Raw genomic sequence first — 22,333 nt, 5'->3', positions numbered from 1 at the left:
AAGTGCGCGTAGAACGGCCTCCGCACACTAAAGTCAGGTTCTTCCACGCCTCGTCCCATCCGCCCGCCGCTGCCATTGCGTGCAACGCAGCAGCCTCTCCCTTGCCACGATGACGCCTCTCCATCACCTTTCCGCAGCCGCAGCCGCAGCCGCCTTTGGTGGGAACGGGGCTGGCAGGACATGATTGCCGCGGCCGTGCCGGCGTCCGACCCGACAACGTCGACGGCGTGCGGCACGCCCGGTTCCTTGAACGTGGCCCGCATGCTGGCCGACTTCGTGTCGCCATTGCTGCCCGGCAACCTGCGTCCGCTAGTTCGCAACCGGCCGCTGCCGTCGCCCTGCGAGCCTGGGGCGGGGCGCAGGCGGCCTCTCGTCCGTGAAGCCGGCGCGATCATCGATGGCGCATGCTGCGAGATGATCGGCTGGGGGGCCGCGATCGGCTTCTCGCGGCTGCTGGCCGTGGCTGAGCAGGTATCGCCGGGCCTCTCCTTTCCATGGACCACATGGCAGTGTTTCTGCGCCCTGTCCGATGCGGCGCGTGGCAACCTGCTGTGTGCCCTGCAGGGACTGCCGCTTGGTGCAGTGCTGCCGGCCGCGCTGCGTCAAGCAGTGGGGCGGGCGCTCCAGGGCGTGGTTCCCTCCGGCCTTGGCAGCGTCCGCGGGCACCAGGATCTGGTCATCGGGATCGCATGCTGCGCGGTGCTGTACGAGCTGGCCCGGCAGCGGCCGGTGGAAGCCGTGGGTTCGGCCGCCGGTCGAGCGCTGCTGCATCGGTTGCGCCAGTTGCGTGCCGTGCTCAACATCGCAGGTGGTCTGCAGCACCCCGCTGTCCCTACAACCACCGGCGATCGCGCGTTGGCGGCGGTGCCGCAGCCTGCGGTCCTGCGACCAATCCATTGCAGCCGGTTGGGGACGTGGAAGGGTCGGGATGACGAGGCGCAGCTGCGCCTGCCGATGAGCGGTAGCTGGCTGCTTCCCGGTGCCCTCGCCAAGTCAGGCAAGGGCAAGGCCGGGCCACCCGGGAAGCCGCCGCCGCCCAAGCCCGTGTCAGGGAAAGGGGGGCGCCGGCCCACGTTGGCCAAGCCTGCCTCACCTGTCCAGCGCGCCCGCCCGGCGAAGGGCGTTGTAGCCGGTGTAGGGGCCGCCGCGGGTGGCAGCGGTGGCGGTGCCGAATCCGGTGCGGCGGCGGGGTCGGCTTCGGCCTCGGCCTCGGCTGCTGCAAGCAGCAGCGCGGGCGGCGCGGCTGCAGGCGATGCGAACAAGGAGGTGTTGTTCGCGGTGATGCCGGCTAAGGCCGAAAAACCACCCACTGCTCCGCTCTTCGGCGGCCAGGCCTCCCTCAGGCCGCCGTCGCCGCCGTCGCCGTCGCCGTCGCCAGGAACGGCCAAGGTGGGGCGCGCATCGCACGGCGGCACCGTGCTGCATGTATCGCCCATGCCCACCGCACGCCTGTTTCCGTCCTGCGTTCGTTTCCATCATGTCGGCGAGGCAGCCAGGCAGGTGAAGAAGGCACGATTCGACGTGCCCACGCCGCGGTTCTGCGTCCACTACCGGGCGCGTCCTCTCTTCGAGTCCCAGTTCGACACAGCTACCGATCCCGTAGCACGCCAGGACGACTGGATCGTCGGGTTGCCGATCCGCGAGCGCTATGCGAACCCGCTGCGCCAGGCCGAAATCAGGAAATACAGCGGGCTCGGCCAATTGGACAGGCAGGCGCCGCAGGCTCCGGTCGTCCTGGGCGACGACGAAATCCATGTGGTGGCCAGTATCTCGGTGGTGCCCGACCACGCCTTGCAGCGACATCGGCCTAGCGTGGCGCAGCTGCTTGAACCGGACACCTTCCGACTTCTCGAGCATATCCAGCTGGACGGTCTCCGAAGGTTGTTCCTGGCCTACGTCGTCCGCGCTTGCGCGCAAGCCATGCCCCCCGTCCACGCTGGACTGCTTGAAATCGAGCAAGGTCCCCAGGGGTTGCTCATCCACGACCCCGGCTCCGGTTTCACCTTGCAGGACGACAGCCTGGCGAACCTGGTGATCGGCATCGAGCGGGTCTCCGGCTTGCGCTTCCATCCGGATGCGGATGCGCTGACGGCGATGGATGCGGGAGGCGACGCGGTCCCTGTCGGGCTGCCGGCGTCATTGAGTCTGTTCGTCCGCAAGGAAGCGATGGCGAGCGCCAGCCCCTGCAGCGCCAAGACACGTCTGCAGCGCAGGTCGCAGTTCTTCGAACCGATAACGTTCGGCCGCCCGGCTGCTGGCCATCGCTTGTTGCGCAACTGCTTCAGTGTGGTGGACGCCATGATCATCGCAGTGGATGCGGAGGGACTGCTGCATACGCTGGTATTCACACCCTCAGATGCTGATGCAGGCGTAGTCAGGCTCAACGCCCAGCGCGGCGTCGGACGCGAATTCCTGCACACGCTGGGATTGCAGCCGGGCCAGCCCTGTACGCTGAAGGAAGTGGGCGTTGTGCTGCGGGCACATGGACTCAGCGAAGTACGTGGCGATGCTGCGGCGCACCGGTCCGGCAGCGGCTTCCAGGTGTACCGCAGCGATGGCGCGACCGGGCAGTCGGTGGATCCGCCCGCCGAGCAGCCGGCAGGATTGCCGCCGGGACAGGACGTCGAGGTAATCGAGCATCCGGTGCCGTCCACCTTCCGCCTCCACGGTGACCGCATCCAGTACGTTGACCACGAAGCCGGATCCGGCGTGCTGTTGCTGAGCCGACAAGGCCCCGCTCCTTTCCGTTGGTTGCTTGCAGCTGACAACCCCCCGGCTGCGCTGCTGTTCGCACGCAGCAATGGCATCCAGCCCGGGATGCCCTATACGCCGGAAGAGCTGACCTGGCTGTTATACGGCAATGGCTTCGTGCAGCAAGCCCACTGAGGACAGCCCGTCGTGCGGGTGCAGGCAGTGCGGCTAGGCGCTGGCTTCGTCCAGCTCGGCAATGTCCTGCGCCGACAGCGCCAACGTCGCCGCTGCCAGGATCTCGCGCAGCTGCTCGACGCTGGTGGCGCTGACGATCGGCGCGGTGATCGAAGGACGCGCGACCAGCCAGGCCAGCGCAACCTGGGGCGCGGTCGCGGCATGCTTGCCGGCAATGTCATCCAGTGCCCCGAGGATGCGGTGGCCGCGCGGGTTGAGGTACTTCGCCACCACGGCCTGGCCCCGTGCGGGGCTCCTAACCGCGTCCTCGCTGCGGCGGTACTTCCCGCTCAGGAAACCACTGGCCAGCGAGTAATAGCTGATCACGCCAAGCTGCTCTCGCTGCACCAAGGCCTCCAGGCCGGCCTCATAAGCGGAACGGTCGTAGAGGTTGTATTCCGGCTGCAGCGTTTCATACCGCGGCAGCCGGTAGTCGGCCGATATTTTCAGCGCGTCAGCCAGCCGCTCGGCACTGTAATTGGAGGCCCCGATGGCGCGGACCTTGCCCTGTTCGACCAGCCGCGCGAAGGCCCCCAGCGTCGTTTCCAGCGGCGTGGATTCGTCATCCTCATGCGCCTGGTAGAGGTCGATGACGTCGGTCTGCAGGCGACGCAACGAGCCTTCCACCGCTGCGGTGATGTTGTCTGCCGACAGGCCGGGCTGTTCCGACCACTTCGCCACCTTGGTGGCCAGGACCACCTTGTCGCGTTTGCCGCTACGTGCGAACCATCTGCCGATCAGGGTCTCCGATTCACCGCCCTGGTTGCCCGGGACCCACGCCGAATAGGCATCGGCGGTATCGACCAGGTTGAAGCCGGCATCGACAAAGGCGTCGAGCAGGGCGAAGGTGGTTTTCTCGTCCGCACTCCAGCCGAAGACATTGCCACCGAAGGCGATGGGATGCACCTGCAGGCCTGAACGGCCGAGTTCGCGGGTTGCTGTCATGCGGAGTCTCCTTGTATAGCCATGCCAGCAGCATAAGGGGAGGGAGATGACGCTGCTGCGGCACCGGCCGCAAAACTGTGTTCCGGAGCGCCACGCGGCGCTAACGCTTTGTGAACACCGAAGCGGTGCGGGCTGCTAGTCTGCGCCCACCATCCAAGGGAGCCCGCCATGAAGAACCTGCTCACTGTGTCTGCCTGTTGCCTCGCCGTGGCAGCGGCGCTGTCCGCATCGCCGCTGTATGCCCGCTCGCCGGTGGCCGCCAGCGCGGCGTCGCAGGTACAGGTCAGCCCGGCGATCGAGGCGGCGATCAAGTCCGCAAACCGCGACCCGGCCAATGTCACCCGCGACGGCTTCCGTCATCCGGCACAGACGCTCTCGTTCTTCAAGCTGACCCCGACCAGCACGGTCATCGAGATCACTCCCGGCAATGGCTGGTATTCGGAAATCCTGGCACCGCTGGTGCGCCAGCAGGGCCACTACATTGCCGCGGTGGTGGATCCGGCGTCCGTGCCGGAAGGGCGTGGGCGCGATTACCAGCAGCGCAGCCGCGATGGCCTGCAGAAGAAGTTCGCCGCCTCGCCCGCGCAGTTCGACAAGGCCGAACAAGTGGCCTACGACCCCGCTGCGCCGGTATTCGGCAAGCCCGCTTCGGCCGATGTGGTGCTGACTTTCCGCAATGTGCACAACTGGCGCAAGTCCGGCCAGGCGCCGGGCATGTTCAAGGGCTTTTACGACGTGCTGAAGCCGGGCGGCGTGCTGGGCGTGGTCGAACATCGCGCCAAGGCCGATGTCGGCGACGACGACGGGTCCGGCTATGTCGGCGAGCAGCAGGTGATCGCGATGGCCGAAGCGGCCGGGTTCACACTGGATGGCAGCAGTGAAGTCAACGCCAATCCGCGTGATACCAAGGATCATCCCAACGGCGTGTGGACGCTGCCGCCGTCCAACAACCACGACGCGGCCGATGCGGCGAAGTACAGGGCCATCGGCGAAAGTGACCGGATGACGCTGCGCTTCATCAAGGCGGCACGCTGATCCCTTTCGCACGGGGGGTCTGCTGCGGTCAGCGGGGCGCCCCGGCGTCTTCCGCTGGCTGTTTCGGGGCCTGGGAGAGTGCGCTCCGCAGTAAGACGACGGGATGCGTGTCTGAGTTGTCCGGGTCCGGAAGAACGGTGTTGAACAACACGGTGACATAGCCGGTGGCGGCCAGCTCGGCGGGAGGGCCTGTCAACGGCAGCTGGGCGATGAATCCGCGCGCCGCACTGTTGGGAGTACGCCGTGCCAGGGTGGGCTGGCCGAGCGCGTCCGCATGGCGGATCACCCATTCGCCGAAGGCCACCAGACGACCCTGCGCAGAGGGCATGGCGACGTGACCTCAGCGACCATGGGCCTCATCGCGGTGGCGCGTATCAGGTTTGTGTAATGCGCATCCCGTGCCTCGGCGACGCCGCTGCCTGGCCCGGCATTGCTGGCTGCGGGCGCGGACATGGACTGCACGTGCAGGGGGCGGTTCCCGATGCGACCTGGTCCCGGTATGGCCGACGTGCTGGCCCCGGGCGCTGGCGCCGGTGGAGGTGTCTGGGTCTGGGGTGGCGGGCCGTTTGCAGCGACGGGTGCGGGCATGGGGTGCTCCTGATGTTTCTTGTTGCTGTGACGAACGGCACGGCATGCGTCAGACTTGGCACACCCGCTTTCCCCCAGCCTGTCCCGCCGACGCGCGGTCCACCATGGCCATCTGCGTCAGATCCCCGAATAGGACAGAAAACTGCAACCATGTCCTTGATCCTGTTCAACAAACCCTTCAACGTGCTGTGCCAGTTCACTGACCGCAGCGTGCCGCCCCGTCCCACGCTGTCCGGTTTCGGCCTCCCGCCGCAGGTCTATGCGGCGGGGCGGCTGGACCATGACAGCGAGGGGCTGCTGCTGCTCACCGATGACGGTGGCCTGGCGCACCGGCTGACCGATCCACGGCACAAAGCGGACAAAACCTACTGGGTGCAGGTGGAGGGCGAACCGACGCCGGAAAGGCTCGATCAGCTGCGCCGTGGCGTGCTGCTCAACGACGGGCCCACCCTGCCTGCCGGAATCGAGCAGATCGATCCGCCTGCCCTGTGGGCGCGTGATCCGCCGGTGCGTTTCCGCAAGACGGTGCCCGATGCGTGGCTGGCCGTGACGTTGCGCGAAGGGCGCAACCGCCAGGTGAGGAGAATGACGGCAGCCGTAGGCCTGCCGACGCTGCGGCTGGTGCGCATCTCGATGGGCCCGTATCAGCTTGAAGGACTCCAGCCTGGGCAATGGCGGCAGGAGGCATGAGGGCTGGCGCGGGCGTGCGCAGCCCGAGGGCCCGTGCGATGGGTTCCACATACAGGCCGGAATAGTCATCGCCCAGATCCTCCGCCATGTGGTACAGGATGAAGACATAGGCCTGAGCGCACTGGCGCGCCGCTTCTCCCGAGCCTGGCAACCAGGCGAGCAGTCTGGCCCCCGCCAGCAGGGCGTTGTCATGCGGTCCGATGTCCAGCCCCAGCGCGTGCTGATTGGCGTGCGCCCAGCGACCGAACACTTCCAGGCGCATTGGCTCGAAGGCGTAGGTGGCGTGTATCTGCTGCACCAACGGCCTGTGGATGGCATCCACCATGCTGGTGTAACGCATGTCCTTTGAACCGGCAAGGGAGAGATCCGCTGCCGTCAGCGGCGGGCCCAAGGGGCGCAGCGACGTTGCTGGGCGGGGCGCGCCGAGCAGGCGCAGGTCGAAGTCCGCCACCGGTGCATTTTCAACCGAACAGGGCCTGGCCGCAACAGCAGGGCAACGGCTCGCGCTGGGCGGTGCGGTGGGCTGGCCAGGCGGGAGAGATGCGGCCAAAGCGCCGCTCGTGGTTGCTGCGAACATGCGTTGCCTTTCTGCGCGCGAGGGAGCTTGTTGCCCGAACATGCACGCGGCTTCCGGTCTGGCGCAATTGTCATTGGCGACACCATTGCACTGGAAACGACGAAGGGCGCGACTCTCGCCGCGCCCCTCTTCCACACCTGCCACGCAGGATCAGGTCTGGGCGGGCATTCAACCCGCCCACCTACTCAGGCGTCGCTGCCGATATCGCTGTGTTCGTCCTGGATCGTGCTGGCACGACGATCGCGCGCCGCGACGCGCTCTGCCTGTCCGTTGACGACATGACCACCAGCAAGCTTCTTCTTCTGCTGCTTGCGATACAGCGCATAGCCCAGCAGGCCCACGCCAACGGCAGCAGCGGCGATGGTCACCGCCGGGTTGCGGCGCGCGGCCTTGGTCGCGATCCGGCCGCCGGTCTTGACCGCGCCCAGTGCGGCGCCGGTTTTCAGCCAGTCGGCGGCGGTGGGGCCGAAGTGGCGCAGGCTGCCGCCCAGGTTGCCGCCAGCGTGCTTGATGCCATCGCCGGCGCTATGGGCCAGGTCCAGCGCGCGTTCCAGTGCACGATCGGTGATTACGGTCAGTCTGCTCATGTGGGGTCCTTTGCCTCGGGTCGAAGTCCAGTGTCGCGCGGTCACTGTAAACGGCATGTCAGGCAAGCAGGCGCGCGGCGTGACTCTACCGAAGCCGTTCAGGATAGGCTTGGCAAAGAGACGCTGCCTAGGTCCCGCGCGGCTTGGCGCGGTGGGTCGCGGTGGCCGTCCATGGATCATCTGGCCAGGGATGGCGGGGATAACGGCCCTTCATTTCCTTTTTTACCTCGGCATACGTATTCGCCCAGAAATTGCGCAGGTCCTGGGTGACCTGCAGTGGGCGACCGCCGGGCGAGAGCAGATGCAGGGTAAGTGCGACGCGGTTGTCGGCAATGCGCGGCGTGTCCGCCAGCCCGAACAGTTCCTGCAGCTTCACCGCCAGCACCGGTGGAAGCGGCTCGCCGGTTTCGCTGTCCAGTGCGTAGCTGATCGTGCGCTCCAGCCCGGATGGCACGCTGATGCGGGTGGGTGCATGGCGGTCCAGCAGCTGCCGCTGCGACCATTCCAACGGGGTCTTCAGTGCCTCGCCGAAGCTGGCTTCGTCCAGCGCATCCAGCCGCGTCCTGCCGGTGAAGGCAGGCTGCAGCCACGCGGTGCGCGTGGCCAGCAGGGCCGCGTCGCTGACATCCGGCAAGCCGAGCTCCGGCATCCAGCGGCGCAGCGCTTCCACCCGCGCCTGCCATTGCCGCAGGCCCTCGGTCCATGGCAGGGCCTGCAGGCCGAGTTCGGCCACCGCCTCGGTCAGGGCCGCAGCCGCATGCGCTGGATCGACGCGTCCGGCCGAGCGGCTGTCGAACACGATGCGCTCGAAGCGGGTTTCGCGCAGCGCCACCAGCGCCCGGCGCTCGGCGTCCCAGCGCACGATGTCTTCGCTGACGAAACGCGAAGCGAATACGCGGCGCAGGTACTGCTCATCCACCGGCGAGGCGCGCAGCAACAGCCCATCGCGTGCTTCGAAGCGCAGTTCGCTGGCCACCAGCCACGGCTCGCCGCGCAGGTCGCTCAACTCGTGCAGGCGCGCGCTGCGGCCATTGGCCAGCAGATAGCGCAGCGGATCGTTCGGATGGCGGAAGGCGATGCGGTCCGGGAACGCATGCGCCAGCAGGTCACCCACCTGGTGCGCTTCGATGCTCGACGGCGGCGCGGCGTCGCAGCGCAGGCGTCGCCGCCACTCCCTGGCGGCGGCATCGATGGCGGCCAGCCCGCTGCGGTTCGCCTCATGCGGTGCCCGGCCATTGCGGAATGCGGCCAGTGCGCGCCAGCGGGGTGCCAGTGCGTTGCCGCCCTGGCGCAGTGGGTCCCGCGCCTCCAGCAAAGCGGCGATATCGGCCGCCAGCGCCTGCTCGGCGCCGGTGCCTGCGGCGAGCAGCATTGCCGCAAGCCGGGGATGGGTGCCGATCGCCAGCATCCGGCGGCCCTGTGCGGTGATCGCATGGGAGGGCGACAACGCACCCAACCGCTGCAGCAGCTCGCGCGCGGCGGCCAGCGGCCCGGCCGGTGGCGCGTCAACGAAGCGCAGGTCACTGCTGCCCCATGCCGCCAGTTCCAGGGCCAGCCCGGTCAGTTCAACCTGTTCGATTTCCGCCCGGCGTTGCGGTTCGAGCCGCTGCGACTGCGGCCACAGGCGCCACGCCCAGCCTGCTGCCACGCGGCCGGCACGCCCGGCGCGCTGGTCGGCCGATGCCTGGGCCACGCTCACCACGTCCAGCCGCGTGAAGCCACTGTTGGGGTCGTACTGCGGCTCACGCGCCAGCCCGCTGTCGATCACCACGCGCACGCCGGGCAGGGTGACCGATGATTCGGCTACGTTGGTGGCCAGCACCACGCGGCGGCGTCCATCGGCCGCCGGCTGCAGCACCCGGCCCTGCTGTTCCACGGGGAGTTCGCCATGCAGCGGCAGCACCTCGGTGGCTGCGTCCACTGTGTCCTGCAGGCCGGCCAGCACGCGCTGGATTTCGCGTTGTCCGGGCAGGAACACCAGCACGTCACCGGGATGGGTGGCCAGCGCCTGCTGCACCGCGCGGCGCACCTGCAGCTCGAGGGCTTCGTCGCGGCGGGCGGGGAAGTGCGAGACCTCCACCGGGAAACTGCGGCCCTCGCTGGACAGGCGCGGCGCATCAAGGAAGCGCGCCAGTCGCTCGCCGTCCAGCGTGGCCGACATCACCACCAGGCGCAGGTCGTCGCGCAGCTGCGCCTGCACGTCCAGCGCCAGCGCCAGACCGAGATCGCCGCTGAGATGCCGCTCGTGGAACTCATCGAACACGATCGCACCGATGCCCTCGAGCATCGGATCGTCCTGCAGCATGCGGGTCAGGATGCCCTCGGTGACCACCTCCACACGGGTGCGTGCGGACACCTTGTTTTCGAAGCGGATGCGGTAGCCGACGGTTTCGCCGACTTCCTCGCCCAGCTGCCGTGCCATGAACTGGGCGGCACTGCGCGCGGCGACCCGGCGGGGTTCCAGCACGATGATCTTCTGCCCGCCCAGCCACGGCGCGTGCAGGAGCGCCAACGGCACCTGGGTGGTCTTGCCGGCGCCGGGCGGGGCTTCCAGGACCAGCCGCGGGTGCAGGTCGAGGCTGTCCTGGACCTGCGGCAGCAGCGCGGAAATCGGGAAGTGCGGGGTACTCATCGCACAAGGATAAGGGCCCATGGGGCCGGCAGGTACAATGAGCCGGCGTTCCCCACTGCGATGACCATGCAACTGATCGATATCGGCGCCAACCTCACCCACGACTCCTTCGACCGCGACCGCGATGCCGTGCTGGCGCGTGCGCGCGAGGCCGGCGTGGCGCAGATGGTGATCACCGGCGCCAGCCGCGAACATTCACCGTTGGCACTGCAGCTGGCGCGCCAGCATCCCGGCTTCCTGTATGCCACCGCCGGCGTGCACCCGCACCATGCGGCGGAATACACCGACGAATGCGATGCGGAAATGCGCGCGCTGCATGCACACCCGGAAGTGGTGGCGGTGGGCGAGTGCGGGCTGGATTATTTCCGCGACTTCTCCCCGCGTCCGGCGCAGCACCGTGCGTTCGAGCGGCAGCTGCAGCTCGCTTCTGAAGTCACTGCGGCCGACGGTGCGCGCAAGCCGCTGTTCCTGCATCAGCGCGATGCGCATGCCGATTTCATGGCGCAGATGAAAAATTTCGAGGGCCGCATCGGCGCGGCGGTGGTGCATTGCTTTACCGGTGAACGCCAGGAAATGTTCGATTACCTGGACCAGGACTGGTACATCGGCATCACCGGATGGCTGTGCGACGAGCGCCGCGGCGCGCACCTGCGCGAGCTGGTCAAGCACATCCCGGCCAACCGCCTGATGATTGAAACGGATGCGCCGTACCTGCTGCCGCGCTCGCTGAAGCCGATGCCCAAGGACCGCCGCAACGAGCCGATGCATCTGGCGCATATCGTGGAAGAGCTGGCCCGCGACCGCGGTGAAGCGACCGACGTCGCGGCGGCCAATACCACGGCGGCTGCGCGCGCCTTCTTCCGCCTGCCGGGCTGACCAACGACGGTTGGCCGTGGTGGGTGACGACCGTTGGTCGTCACTTCCTGCGCGGCGCTAGCGCCTGCCATCCCCCTGGTCCCACGCATCCTGCAGCCCCTCGCGGTAGCTCGGAAAGCGCGGCTGCCACTGCAGCATCGCGCGCGTGCCGCGGCTGTCGATGCGCTTGTTGCCCTCGTAGAAGCGCCGCAGCGAAGGGCTGACCGCCGGATCGTCCCACTGCTGCTGAGGTGGCAGGGCATAGCCGCCCAGCTGCGCGGCATGGGCCAGCACGTCCTGCGGCGGCGCCGGTTCGTCATCGGCCGGCAGATACCGTCCGGCAGGCCGTGGATGCTGCAGGGCCGCCATCACCACATCGGCCAGGTCCTCCACGTGCAGGCGGTTGAAGACCAGTCCCGGGCGCACCACGTGGCGTGCACGTCCGGCAGCCAACTGGACCAGCGCATTGCGACCGCGCCCGTACAGACCCGGCAGCCGGAATACCGCCGAGTCGATGCCACGTTCGCTGGCCAGCGCCTGCCACTGCCGTTCGGCGTGAAGCCGCTGCAGCGCCGACGGCGTGGTGCCGTCGGCCAGCGAGGCCTCGTCGATCCAGCCGCCATCCCGGCTCGCGTAAACCGCCGTGGAGGACAGATACCCGACCCAGCGCAGTGACGTGCTGCTGGCAAGTGCATCGCGCAGCAGGCGCAGCGCTGGGTCGCCGTCGGCATCGGGCGGGATCGTGCACAGCACGGCCTCGGCACGCGCCAGCATGTCCAGCAGCGGCGCGTCGAGCGGATGATCGGCGGCAAGGCAGTGTCTGAGCAGGGCATCGCCACGGTGTGCGGCTGGATCGCGCACGGTGCCGGCCACCTCCACGCCCTGCGCGAGCAGGCAGCGTGCTACGGCCTGGCCACTGTAGCCAAGCCCGAGGACCAGCACGGTCTTCGGAAGGTCCCCCACCTCGTTCAGCCCGCGCGGTGCGCCTGGTAAGCCTGCAGGGAGTCGAAGGCCTGCGCCAGCAGCGGAGCATGCTGGCCGAAACCGTGGGCACGCGCGAGCATGTCACCGACGATGTGCTCCGCTTCGACCTGCTGCCCCGCCTCCAGGTCGCGCAGCATGGAGGCTTTCAGCGCGGAGCCCGGCTGGGTCAGCGCGGCCAAGGCGGTTTCCTGTGCCGTGGCCGGTATCGGCTGACCGGACGCGTCGGCGACGGACACGCACTCGGCGTACAGCGCACGCAGGAAGTCCTCACCGCCCTCGCTGTCCATGATCGTGCCGATGTCGGCACGGCGCAGGCAGGTAGCGGCCGCCAGTGCGGTCAGGAAGGTGTACTTGACCCACTGTTCCTGGCGGATGTCTTCGCTGGCGAGGTGGTCCACGCCGCCCTGCACGCAGGCAGCAGCGAAGGCCAGCACACGGGCGCTGAGGCCGACGTCATCGCGCTCGCCGAAGGTCAGTCTGGCCGGCTTGGCCAGGTGCAGCACCGCGCCATCGGCATCCTTGGCCGCGCTGATGAAGCACAGTCCGCCCATCACGGCGTCGCGGCCGAAGCGTGCATCCAGCGCAGCGTAGTGGTGCAGCCCGTTGAGGATCGGCAGCACGCTGGTGCGCGGTCCGACCGCCGGCGCGATGGCCTCGATCGAACTGTCCAGGTCATAGGCCTTGCAGCTCAGTACCACCAGGTCGAACGGGTGCCCGGCGACCAGCGCCGGCAGCGCATCCGCAGTGACATGCTGCACCGGGAAGGCGGCATCGCCGAGCGGGCTGCGGATGACCAGGCCATCGCGCTGCAGCTGGTCCGCGCGTGCGGGGCGAACCAGGAAGGTCACGTCCACCCCGGCCTGGGCCAGGCGTCCGCCGAAGTAGCCACCGGTACCGCCGGCGCCGAGGATCAGGATGCGCATTGCCGTCTCACCACGTTGTCAGTAATCGCTGTGGAGATTGTGCCTGTTTCGCGCGTGTCGGGTTGGTTGTGCTGGTATCGGGCTGGGTCGTGCGGGTGGGGGGTGCGGGGCACGCGCAAGTACGTCCATGTAGCTCTTCGCGGCTCCTGCCGCTCAAGGCCCCGCACCCCCCACCCGCACGACCCACGGACAGTCCGCGCGTGTTCCCGCCAAGCTCAAGCCAAGCCTTGACCAAGCCAAGCCAAGCCAAGTCCAGCCAAGGCGTTCTTGCTCTGCTATCTCGTGGCCACCGGGGTGTGTCGGGGGGTGGGGGGCAGGGGATTGCGGGGGTGTGAGCCGCATGGATGCGGCGACCAAGCCCCCACGGATGGGTTTACGGCGTCCCCCGCAATTCCCTGCCCCCCGCCCGGCCCGCAGCCGCAGCCGCAGTTGCAGTTGATTGTGAGGCGGGGTGCCGGAACGCAGGCCCGGCGTCCTCCCTCAGCTGCGCAGACCGACGCCACGGCGCAGCAGCCACAGTGCCACGAAGGTGAGCGCCACCACGAAGCCCAGCATCAGCGCGTAAGCCACCCACAACGGCACGTCGCTGGTGCCGAGCAGACCGTAGCGGAAGGCGTTGACCATGTAGAAGATCGGGTTGGCGTGGGTTGCCGCTTCGGCCCAGCCCGGCAGCAGCTTCACCGAATAGAACACGCCGCCCAGGTAGGTCAGCGGGGTCAGGATGAAGGTCGGCACGATCGCCACGTCATCGAACTTCTTCGCGTAGACCGCGTTGATGAAGCCGGCCAGCGAGAAGATCGTCGCGCCCAGCAGCACGGTGGTCAGCGTCACCAGCGGATGCGGGATGCGCACCGGGGTGAAGAACATGGCGATGATCAGCACGATCACGCCGACCATCAGGCCGCGCAGCACCGCGCCGGCCACGTAGCCCCACAGGATCACCCAGTTCGGCATCGGGCTGACCAGCAGTTCCTCCACGTGGCGGCCGAACTTGGCGCCGAAGAACGAGGAGCTGATGTTGCCGTAGCTGTTCTGGATCACGCTCATCATCACCAGGCCCGGCACGATGAACTGCATGTAGCTGTAGCCGCCCATCTCGCCGACGCGCGAGCCGATCAGGCCGCCGAAGATCAGGAAGTACAGGGTCATGGTGATCGCCGGCGGCACCAGAGTCTGGCCCCAGATGCGCAGGATGCGCGCCACTTCGCGGCGCACCACGGTGGCCAGTGCGATGCGGTTGCGCTGGCCATCGGTCAGGACGGGGGTCGGGGTGCTGCTCATGCCACGTTCTCCGGGTTGCCGGTGAGGCGCACGAACAGCTCCTCCAGGCGGTTGCTCTTGGTCCGCATCGAACGCACGCGGATACCCGAGGCGTTGAGTGCGGCGAATACACGGTTGAGGTCCATCGCGCGCGGCATGTCCACGTCCAGCGTGTGCCCGTCGATGGCGATCAGCGTGGCGCCTTCGATCTGCGGCAGCTCGGCCGGCAGGCTGCCGTCGATGTCGAACAGGAAGCCCTCCACGTCAAGCTTGGCCAGCAGCTCGCGCATCGGCCCCTGGGTGACGATCTGGCCATGGTTGATGATCGCCAGGTTGCGGCACAGGTGCTCGGCCTCTTCCAGGTAATGCGTGGTCAGGATGATGGTGGTGCCGGCGGTGTTGATCTCTTTCAGCACCCGCCACATGTCGCGGCGGATCTCGATGTCCACGCCGGCGGTCGGTTCATCCAGGATCAGCAGGCGCGGCCGGGTCATCATCGCCCGGGCGATCATCAGCCGGCGCTTCATGCCGCCGGACAGCGTGCGGCTCATCACCTGCGCCTTCTCCCACAGGTGGGCGCGCTTGAGCTCTTCCTCGGCGCGCTTTTCCGCTTCGGCGCGGTCCACGCCGTAGAAGCCGGCGTAGTTGACCAGGATGTCGAACGGTTTCTCGAACAGGTTGAAGTTGATCTCCTGCGGCACCAGGCCGATCAGCCGCATGGAGGCGCTGCGTTCACCCACCAAGTCGGTGCCGAACACCTCCACCTGGCCCTCACTGAGGTTCACCAGTGAGCTGACGATGCCGATCAGGGTCGACTTGCCGGCGCCGTTGGGGCCCAGCAGGGCGAAGAAATCGCCCGGGGCGACTTCCAGCGAGACGCCCTTCAGGGCAACGGTGCCGTTGTCGTAGGTCTTGCGCAGGTCGCGCACGCGCAGGGCGGGCGCACTGTTGTTCAGGGAAGCCAAGCGGAAAGCCTTTGCGCCTGCGGGTGGCGCATGGAGGAGTGCAGGGAGGGCTATTATAGATCCCCCCACGGGCTTGCCCCGGCTACACACTGTTCCCACTGCCGTGCCAGTCCAATTTCCCATGAAGCTGGTCGACCGCCGCATGCTGGCGCCGACCGTAGGCCATTACCAGTTCCTCCGCGATGACGGCCAGCCGCTGGATTTCCAGCCCGGCCAGTTCATCCAGGTCCATTTCCAGTACGCCGATGGCACGCAAACCAAGCGCAGCTACTCGCTGGCGACCCTCCACGACCACGCGCTGGGGCCAGGCGAGGCGGTGGATATCGCGGTCAGTTTCGTCCCCGGCGGTGCCGCCACGGCGCTGTTCGAAGGCCTGGACATCGGCGGTCAGCTGAGCGCCAGCGGGCCGTATGGCCGGTTCTGCCTGCAGCCGGGTGACCAGAACGGCCGCTACCTGCTGATCGCCACCGGCACCGGGGTCACCCCGTATCGCTCGATGCTGCCCCTGCTGGCCACCGCCATGGCCGAGCGTGGGCTCCAAGTGGTGCTGCTGCAGGGCGCCCGGAGCCCGGCCGAGCTGTTGTACAGCGAGGATTTCGAAGCGTTTGCCGCGGCCCAGCCGAACTTCCGCTACATCCCGTGCCTGTCGCGCGAGCTGCCGGCCGATCCCGGTCCGGACGTGCGGCATGGTTACGTGCAGCAGCAGCTGGCTGATCTTGCGCCGGATGCCGCCACGGACATCGCTTACCTGTGCGGCAACCCGGACATGGTGGATGCCTGCGTGGACGCGCTGAAGCTGGCGGGTCTGGGTAATCCGCAGATCCGGCGCGAGAAGTACGTTTCCAGCAAGTAGGCTGGTCGAACGGGTGGGACCCCCTCGCGGGTGGCTGTTGTTTGAAGCCGCAGCTGGGGGTGGGCCGGGCGGTGGGGCTGTGCGGGGGACGGCAAAAACTGCGCCCATGCGGGCCTCGTTTCGCGCCATCCATGGCGCGGGTCCACGCCATCGCATTCGCGCTGTCGCTCCCACGCTTTGCTGCGCAAACCGCGGGCCCCATCTCACTGGCACCCACACCCCGCCGCTTCGCGGCCGCCCCTGACTCAGGGGCTCCCTCCTCCCGACACGCCACTGCGCCCTGGTAGCGCCGACCCATGGTCGGCGGAATGTTCCCGCCAGCGGCCCGCTGCGCTCGCCGACCATGGGTCGGCGCTACCGATGTCCGCAGGTCCCATGGCCCACATGGACCTGTCGAAGGTGGGGCGGGGTGGCTGTGCAGGACCGTCTTTTCGCATGGATGCGAAAAGCGAGCCTCCATGGACGGATTCACGGCGTGTCCTGCACAGCCACCCCGCCCCGCCAACACACAGCCCTGCAGGCCCTTGCCGTTGCTGTGGCTTTGCGCTTCTAGCCCTGGCCCGCCCACAGCGGTACGTCGTACACCACCATCACCCGGTTCTCTTCGGCATCGCGCTGGTAGTTGGAACGGAAGAAGCCGTTGCGCCAGCGCACCGACAGGTGCTTCAACGCTTCGCTCTGGAACGTGTAGCCGATTTCAACATCCCGCTGCCACTGCCGGCCCTCGCCGCTGAACGTGGCCGGGCGGGCGTCGTCACCCTTTACGTAGCGCACCAGGAACTTCAGGCCCGGCAGGTTGATCTGCTTGCCGTCCAGCTGGTAACGCAGCTGCCAGCTGCGCTCGTCGCGTTCCATGAAGTCGTTGATGAAGGTCCAGTTGAAGACGTTGCCGTCGGTGCCACCGACGAACGGCATCGCGGTGTCACCGTTCATGTCCTGCCACATGACCGCGAATTCCTGGCCGGCGTGCTGCCACGCCACCAGCGCGTTCAGCGCCCGGTTGTCGACCCGCCCCGCCAGCGCAGGGCCCACATCATCGGATACGTAATAGCGCACTTCCGTGCTCAATTTACCCAGCGCCAGCGGCTGCTTGAACGCCACCGAGGCGACCTGCTGGCGATAAAGGTCGTGCAGTTCGCCGTGTTCGTAGTGCAGCTTGAACCGACCATCCGGCGCCCACGACGCGGTGACCAGTTCGAAGCCATCGGCATCCGGTGTGCCACTGAAGCGACGGTCCTTGTTGGTGAGGGTCAGGTCCACCCGCTCGGTCCCATCGCGGTACCAGGACCGGTCGTAGCGCGCATAGCCGAGCTCCACGCCGTTGGCCCATGCCGCGCCCAGCGAGGCACCTTCGAAGGTCTGCGGCAGCAGACGGCTGGTGTTGGATTTCAGCAGCAGGTCCGAGGCGATATGGCTGCCCACGCGCAGTTCGGCCGGGCCGGCCTTGGCCTTGCCGGTCAGCGCGATGCGGCCGAACGCCGAGCGTGCGCCTTCTTCATCGTAGGGCAGGATGCCGGTGCCCACTTCCGACTGCAGTCCATCCAGCTTGAAGTCGGCCAACCCGAGCACGTCGATACCGAAGCCGACCACGCCCGGCGTGTAGCCGCTGCGTGCATCCAGCAGGAAGCCCTGCGCCCATTCCTCGCGCTTGCCCTGGCCGCTGCCGCTGCGGAAATCACGGTTGTAGTAGAAGTTGGTCGCGGTCAGGTCTGCGCTGGCACCGGCCAGGAAACCTTCGCTTTCGGCGGCCAGTGCAGGCGCACTGGCCAGCCCGAAGGCGATCAGCATTGCATTGCGTGTGATGTTCATGGGTCCGGCCCCTCCGCCGTACACAGATGAAAAAAAGGATCGATCAGAAGATCGCGCTGGCCACCAGGATCAGCAGCAGCGACACCACCGAGGCCAGCGACACCGGCAGGCTCAGCGTCTTCAACGTGCCGCGCAGGGTCATGCCGAAGGTGGTCTGCATCAGCCAGAACGTATTGCTGGTGACATGCACCAGGAACAGCGAACCGGACCCTGCGGCCAAGGCCACCAGCACCGGCGGCACATCCAGCGAATGCAGTGCCGGGGCCAGCATGCTGGCGGCGGTGATCGCCGAGGCCGACACCGAACCGATGGCGATGTGCAGGATGGCCGCGACCACCCACACCAGCAGCAGCGGGGCGGCCGCGTTGGCGCTGAAGTAACCGGACAGGATGTCACCCAGGCCGGTGGTGGCGACCACCGCCGACAGCGAACCGGCCACGCCGGTCAGCAGCAGGATCTGTCCGCTTTCCTTGAATGCATCGGTCACCGCGCCAGTGCGGTCCTGCGCGGGCACGGTGAAGCGGGCGATCACGAACGCCAGCACCAGGCCGCAGAACAGGGCGAAGGTGGAGTTGCCCACCGCAGCCAGCGCCGGGATATCCAGGTCCAAAGCGCGGTCCAGTGCGCCGGTGGCGATCATCAGCAGCGGCACGATGATCGGCAGCAGCGACAGCTTCAGCGGCACCGCGTTGTCCTCGTCCCTGACCTCGGCGGCGACCACCGCCGGGGCCTGGTCGTCGGGCAGTTCGTCGGTTTCCGGATTCCAGAAGCCGCGACGCAGCAGGAAATGGAAGCCCCACAGGGTCAGGAACACGGTCGGGACCGCGATCGCCAGGCCGACCAGCAACATCGTGCCCAGCTCCACGTCGAGCACCGCCGACAGTGCCAGTGCGGCCACGCCCGGCACCACCATGGTCAATGCCAGGTAGATGCCTACGCCCACCGCGCCCGCCATTTTCGGCAGTGCGTCGCCGCCGATGCGCTTGGCCGTGGCACGGGCCAGCGGCGCGGACATCAGCAGCAGCACGTCGGTATAGATCGGCGGGAAGATCGAGGTCAGGATGGTGGCGAACGCATACGGCATCTGCGTCGGCTTGAAGGTGCGCACCAGCAGGCGTACGACCTGCTGGAAGGCACCCATGCGATGCAGGAACGCGCCGATCATCACGCCGAAACCGATCAGCAGGCCGATCTTGCCCATCAGGTCGCCGAAGCCATCGGTGATGGCCTCGATGGTGGAGCCGAAGCCGAGCCCGGACGACAGCCCCAGGTACAGCGGGCCGGCGATCAGCGCGATCATCGGGTTGACCTTGAAATAGATGATCAACAGGACGATCAACAGAATGGCGAACAGAGCGTTCGCCAGCACAAACCACTCGTGCATGATTCCCTCCCAGGAATGAAGCGTTGTCGATTTCGCAGGGCGATGCCCTGCGCGATGAAGGACGAAAGGCTTACGCGGCGCGCAGCCCCGGCGGTGCGGTATGCAGGTCGGCGACGCGGCCGGCCTTGGCCACCTGGCCGGCGGTTTCATGGCCGATCAGCGCCGGCAGTCCGCGCGACAGGGCGATCAGCGCAGGCAGGTCCAACCCGGTCGGGATGCCCATCTCCTCGCACATCGCCACCAGATCTTCGGTGCAGATGTTGCCGGAGGCACCGGGTGCGAACGGGCACCCGCCGAGCCCCCCCAGCGCGGCATCGAAACGCTGTGCACCGGCATCGTAGGCAGCCACCACGTTGGCCAGGCCCAGCCCGCGCGTGTTGTGGAAATGCAGGGTCAGCGCGTCGGCGCCGACCAGCGGCAACGCCTGCTCCACCAGCGCGGCAACCTGGCGCGGATTGGCCATGCCGGTGGTGTCGGCCAGGGTGATCCCGGTGCAGCCCAGGTCCAGGTAACGGCGCACCAGGTCAAGCACCTTGGCCACCGGCTGCTCGCCCTCGAACGGGCAGCCGAACGCGGTCGCCACGCTGCCGTTGAGCAGCACATCGCCACGCGGCAGCGCGGCAATCCGCGCAAAGCCGTCGAAGCTCTCCTCGGTGGTCATGCGCATGTTGGCCAGGTTGTGGGTCTGCCCGGCCGACATCACCAGGTTGAGCTCACCGGCACCGGCGGCCAACGCGCGCTCGGCGCCCTTCAGGTTGGGCACCAATGCCACGTACACCGTGGCCGGCGCGCGTCGCATGCCGGCGAATACCTCGGCCGCATCGGCCAGTGCCGGTACTGCCTTGGGTGAGACGAAACTGCTGACCTCGATGCGCGCAAAGCCGAGTGCGCTGAAGGCATCGGCCAGGCGGATCTTGTCGGCCGTGGGCACGAACACCGGTTCGATCTGCAGGCCATCGCGCAGGCAGACTTCCTGCACGATCAAGGGACGGACAGTGCTCATGCGGATTCTCCGGTGCGGCCACTGGCGGTCGCGATGGCGGCCGCGGTCATGCCCAGCGTGGCCAGTACCTGGTCGGTGTGTTCGCCGAGTGCCGGGCCGGTCCAGTGCATCCGGCCCGGTGTGGCCGACAGCTTCGGCACGATGCCCGGCAGGGTGATCGGCTGGCCATCGGGCAGGGTGGTTTCCAGCAGCATGCCGCGCGCGCGGTAGTGCGGATCGGCGACGATATCGGCGGCCGAGTAGATGCGTCCGGCAGGCACGTCGGCGGCATCCAGTGCGGCCAGCACTGCATCGATGTGCAGCCCGCTGGTCCAATGGGTGATGGCCGCATCCAGCTCGGCATTGCGCAGCACCCGGCCCGGATTGGTCGCCAGCGCGGCATCGTCGGCCAGGTCGTTGCGGTCGATCGCGCGCATCAGGCGGCGGAAGATCGGATCACTGTTGCCGGCGATCACCACGAAGCTGCCATCGGAGGTGGGATAGGTGTTGGATGGGCTGATCCCCGGCAGCGCGCCGCCGGTGCGTTCACGCACCGTGCCGAACATCGCGTGCTCGGGCACCAGGCTTTCCATCAGGTTGAACACGCTTTCCACCAGCGATACGTCCACCACCTGGCCGCCGCCCTGGCCGGTCTTGACCCGTAGCAGCGCCATCAGCGCGCCCATGACCCCATGCAGCGAGGCCAGCGAGTCGCCCAGGCTGATGCCCACGCGTGCCGGCGGCGTGCTCGGGTCACCGGTGGTGTAGCGGATGCCGCCCATCGCCTCGCCGATCGCTCCGAAGCCCGGCCGGTCGCGGTACGGGCCGTCCTGGCCATAGCCGGAGATGCGCACCATCACCAGGTCCGGATTCAGTGCGGACAGCACGTCCCAGCCCAGACCCAGCTTTTCCAGGCCGCCGGGACGGAAATTCTCGATCACCACATCGGCGCTGGCAGCCAGTTGGCGCGCCGCCTCGGCGCCCTCGGCGGACTTCAGGTCCAATGCCACCGACTTCTTGTTGCGCGCCTGCAGCGACCACCACAGTGAAGTGTCGCCATGCAGTTTGCGCCACTTGCGCAACGGGTCGCCGCCCTCGGGCGACTCGATCTTGATCACCTCGGCGCCGAACTCGGCGAACAGCCGCGCGGCAAACGGCGCCGCGATCAGTGTTCCGAATTCAACAACGCGGATGCCGTGCAATGGACCGGACATCTTCTACCCTCCCAGGACTAGACCGGCAGGGTAGGTCGCAATCATCGGATGACGCCATGCCTTTCTGACGAAAAACCGTTCGCGAAACGCGAACGCCTACGCCTTTGGTCGAAGGTGCTCGACCAGCTGCTGGGCGGCGGTGGACAACGGCCGGTCACCGCGCCAGACCAGTTTCAGTTCGCGCTGGGCCCAGCCATCAGTCAGCGCTTCCACATGCAGGTGCATGGCCCGGCCGAACAGCGCGAACACCGGCTCGGGCACCACGCCGATGCCCAGCCCGGCCTGCACGGTGCGGCAGATGGCGTCGAAGCCGGGCACGTGGATGCGCCGCCGCAGCGGCCGGCCTGCATCGCGCGCGGCCATCTGCGAACGGGTGAAGATCGAGCTCTCCGCATGCAGCGCGATCTGGTCGAAGGGCAGCGTATCGGCGAACGCCAGCGGCCCGCTGCCGGCCAGCGGATGGTCCGGCCGCATCAGCATCACCAACCGATCGCGGCGGAAGGTCACGGCGGTCAGGTCGCCCAGTTCGCCATCGCCGGAACACACGCCGATTTCCGCCCAGCCTTCCTGGATGCCGCGCACCACGCCGCCGGTGGGGCGTTCTTCCAGCTCGATGCGCAGGTCTGGATGGGTCAGGAAGAACTGCTCCAGCTCCTCCGGCAGGTAGGCCACGATGGCCGACAGGTTGGCCAGCATGCGGATATGCCCGCGGATGCCGCGGCGGTATTCCAGCAGCTCCGATGACAGTGCGGAAGCTGCCAGCAGCATGCGCCGCGCGTGCTGCAGCAGGCTCTCGCCGGCCAGGGTCAGCTGCATGCCGCGCGAGTTGCGGGTGAACAGCGCCACATCCAGCCCGCTCTCCAGGTCATTCAGGCGACGGCTGGCGGCGGAGGTGGCGATCGCCTCGCGTTCGGCCGCACGGGTCAGCGAGCCTTCCTCGGCCACGGCCACGAACAACCGCAGCGTGGTCAGGCTGATCCGGTCGATGGACATCGGCTGGCTGATGGCGGTGGTCCTGCGGTGTGGCGTGAACGGCATTGTACGACCCCCCCACCGGCCGGCCCCGTAGTGTCGAGCCTGCTCGACACCGGCCAGAACATCCCTCCGCCGCCGCCGCCCATCGCG

At 67.8% G+C, this 22,333-nt stretch carries 18 protein-coding genes; 5 read left to right on the top strand and 13 right to left on the bottom strand.

The window, feature by feature from the left end; genetic code table 11:
• Window positions 1-180: 180 nt before the first annotated feature.
• Entirely contained in the window at window positions 181-2,886 is a 2,706-nt protein-coding gene (locus tag SOM47_RS12360; protein ID WP_320505743.1) for a hypothetical protein, read from the top strand.
• 33 nt (window positions 2,887-2,919) lie between these two features.
• Here SOM47_RS12360 and SOM47_RS12355 read toward each other — a convergent pair whose 3' ends face one another.
• The gene (locus SOM47_RS12355) at window positions 2,920-3,870 is read right to left on the bottom strand and encodes an aldo/keto reductase (RefSeq protein ID WP_320505742.1); all 951 of its coding nucleotides are present in this window, start codon (window positions 3,868-3,870) and stop codon (window positions 2,920-2,922) included.
• A 168-nt stretch (window positions 3,871-4,038) separates the two neighbouring features.
• Here SOM47_RS12355 and SOM47_RS12350 point away from each other — a divergent pair, with 168 nt between their 5' ends.
• Window positions 4,039-4,905, top strand: a complete 867-nt coding sequence (locus SOM47_RS12350; RefSeq protein ID WP_320505741.1) for a class I SAM-dependent methyltransferase — start codon at window positions 4,039-4,041, stop codon at window positions 4,903-4,905.
• A 28-nt stretch (window positions 4,906-4,933) separates the two neighbouring features.
• Here the strand turns inward: SOM47_RS12350 and SOM47_RS12345 are convergent, their stop codons facing one another.
• Complete coding sequence (locus SOM47_RS12345; RefSeq protein ID WP_320505740.1) at window positions 4,934-5,233, bottom strand: hypothetical protein; 300 nt, start codon at window positions 5,231-5,233, stop codon at window positions 4,934-4,936.
• Between the two features lie 410 nt (window positions 5,234-5,643).
• Here SOM47_RS12345 and SOM47_RS12340 point away from each other — a divergent pair, with 410 nt between their 5' ends.
• Window positions 5,644-6,183, top strand: coding sequence for a pseudouridine synthase (locus tag SOM47_RS12340; protein ID WP_320505739.1), 540 nt, complete (start codon window positions 5,644-5,646; stop codon window positions 6,181-6,183).
• Between the two features lie 762 nt (window positions 6,184-6,945).
• On the opposite strand, the gene SOM47_RS12335 is transcribed toward SOM47_RS12340, so the two are convergent.
• Window positions 6,946-7,347, bottom strand: a complete 402-nt coding sequence (locus SOM47_RS12335) for a hypothetical protein (protein ID WP_042612440.1) — start codon at window positions 7,345-7,347, stop codon at window positions 6,946-6,948.
• Window positions 7,348-7,474: 127 nt separating this feature from the next.
• Window positions 7,475-9,979 carry an ATP-dependent helicase HrpB gene (gene hrpB, locus SOM47_RS12330; protein WP_320505738.1) on the bottom strand — a complete coding sequence of 835 codons (2,505 nt, stop codon included), beginning with the start codon at window positions 9,977-9,979 and terminating at the stop codon, window positions 7,475-7,477.
• A gap of 66 nt (window positions 9,980-10,045) precedes the next feature.
• Between hrpB and SOM47_RS12325 the strand changes: the two genes are divergently transcribed.
• Window positions 10,046-10,855, top strand: coding sequence for a TatD family hydrolase (locus SOM47_RS12325; RefSeq protein ID WP_042612471.1), 810 nt, complete (start codon window positions 10,046-10,048; stop codon window positions 10,853-10,855).
• 57 nt (window positions 10,856-10,912) lie between these two features.
• On the opposite strand, the gene SOM47_RS12320 is transcribed toward SOM47_RS12325, so the two are convergent.
• The 4 genes from SOM47_RS12320 to SOM47_RS12305 all read right to left on the bottom strand — a co-directional run bounded on the left by SOM47_RS12320 (window position 10,913) and on the right by SOM47_RS12305 (window position 14,930).
• Window positions 10,913-11,797 carry an NAD-dependent epimerase/dehydratase family protein gene (locus SOM47_RS12320; RefSeq protein WP_320505737.1) on the bottom strand — a complete coding sequence of 295 codons (885 nt, stop codon included), beginning with the start codon at window positions 11,795-11,797 and terminating at the stop codon, window positions 10,913-10,915.
• A gap of 5 nt (window positions 11,798-11,802) precedes the next feature.
• Window positions 11,803-12,741 carry a 2-dehydropantoate 2-reductase gene (gene panE / locus SOM47_RS12315; protein WP_320505736.1) on the bottom strand — a complete coding sequence of 313 codons (939 nt, stop codon included), beginning with the start codon at window positions 12,739-12,741 and terminating at the stop codon, window positions 11,803-11,805.
• 480 nt (window positions 12,742-13,221) lie between these two features.
• Window positions 13,222-14,022 carry an ABC transporter permease gene (locus tag SOM47_RS12310; protein WP_042612435.1) on the bottom strand — a complete coding sequence of 267 codons (801 nt, stop codon included), beginning with the start codon at window positions 14,020-14,022 and terminating at the stop codon, window positions 13,222-13,224.
• Window positions 14,019-14,930, bottom strand: a complete 912-nt coding sequence (locus SOM47_RS12305; RefSeq protein ID WP_455431319.1) for an ABC transporter ATP-binding protein — start codon at window positions 14,928-14,930, stop codon at window positions 14,019-14,021. Before SOM47_RS12305 ends, SOM47_RS12310 begins: the two co-directional genes overlap by 4 nt.
• 139 nt (window positions 14,931-15,069) lie before the next feature.
• On the opposite strand from SOM47_RS12305, the gene SOM47_RS12300 reads away from it, so the two are divergent.
• Window positions 15,070-15,819, top strand: coding sequence for a ferredoxin--NADP reductase (locus SOM47_RS12300; protein WP_320505735.1), 750 nt, complete (start codon window positions 15,070-15,072; stop codon window positions 15,817-15,819).
• A 549-nt stretch (window positions 15,820-16,368) separates the two neighbouring features.
• Here the strand turns inward: SOM47_RS12300 and SOM47_RS12295 are convergent.
• The 5 genes from SOM47_RS12295 to SOM47_RS12275 all read right to left on the bottom strand — a co-directional run bounded on the left by SOM47_RS12295 (window position 16,369) and on the right by SOM47_RS12275 (window position 22,246).
• Window positions 16,369-17,628 (bottom strand): OprD family outer membrane porin, encoded by a 1,260-nt coding sequence (locus SOM47_RS12295; RefSeq protein ID WP_320505734.1) that lies wholly within the window; start codon window positions 17,626-17,628, stop codon window positions 16,369-16,371.
• Between the two features lie 43 nt (window positions 17,629-17,671).
• Window positions 17,672-19,012: a GntP family permease gene (locus tag SOM47_RS12290; protein WP_320505733.1), complete on the bottom strand. Its 1,341-nt coding sequence runs from the start codon at window positions 19,010-19,012 to the stop codon at window positions 17,672-17,674.
• A 70-nt stretch (window positions 19,013-19,082) separates the two neighbouring features.
• Window positions 19,083-20,015: a hydroxymethylglutaryl-CoA lyase gene (locus SOM47_RS12285; protein ID WP_042613189.1), complete on the bottom strand. Its 933-nt coding sequence runs from the start codon at window positions 20,013-20,015 to the stop codon at window positions 19,083-19,085.
• Window positions 20,012-21,208, bottom strand: a complete 1,197-nt coding sequence (locus SOM47_RS12280) for a CaiB/BaiF CoA transferase family protein (protein ID WP_320505732.1) — start codon at window positions 21,206-21,208, stop codon at window positions 20,012-20,014. Before SOM47_RS12280 ends, SOM47_RS12285 begins: the two co-directional genes overlap by 4 nt.
• A gap of 96 nt (window positions 21,209-21,304) precedes the next feature.
• Window positions 21,305-22,246, bottom strand: a complete 942-nt coding sequence (locus SOM47_RS12275; RefSeq protein ID WP_320505731.1) for a LysR family transcriptional regulator — start codon at window positions 22,244-22,246, stop codon at window positions 21,305-21,307.
• Between the last annotated feature and the right edge of the window lie 87 nt (window positions 22,247-22,333).

This window comes from Stenotrophomonas sp. CFBP8980 (assembly GCF_034046095.1).
In the GTDB taxonomy this organism is placed as follows: Bacteria; Pseudomonadota; Gammaproteobacteria; order Xanthomonadales; family Xanthomonadaceae; genus Stenotrophomonas; species Stenotrophomonas lacuserhaii.
This window is presented reverse-complemented; position numbering and strand designations above follow the sequence as displayed.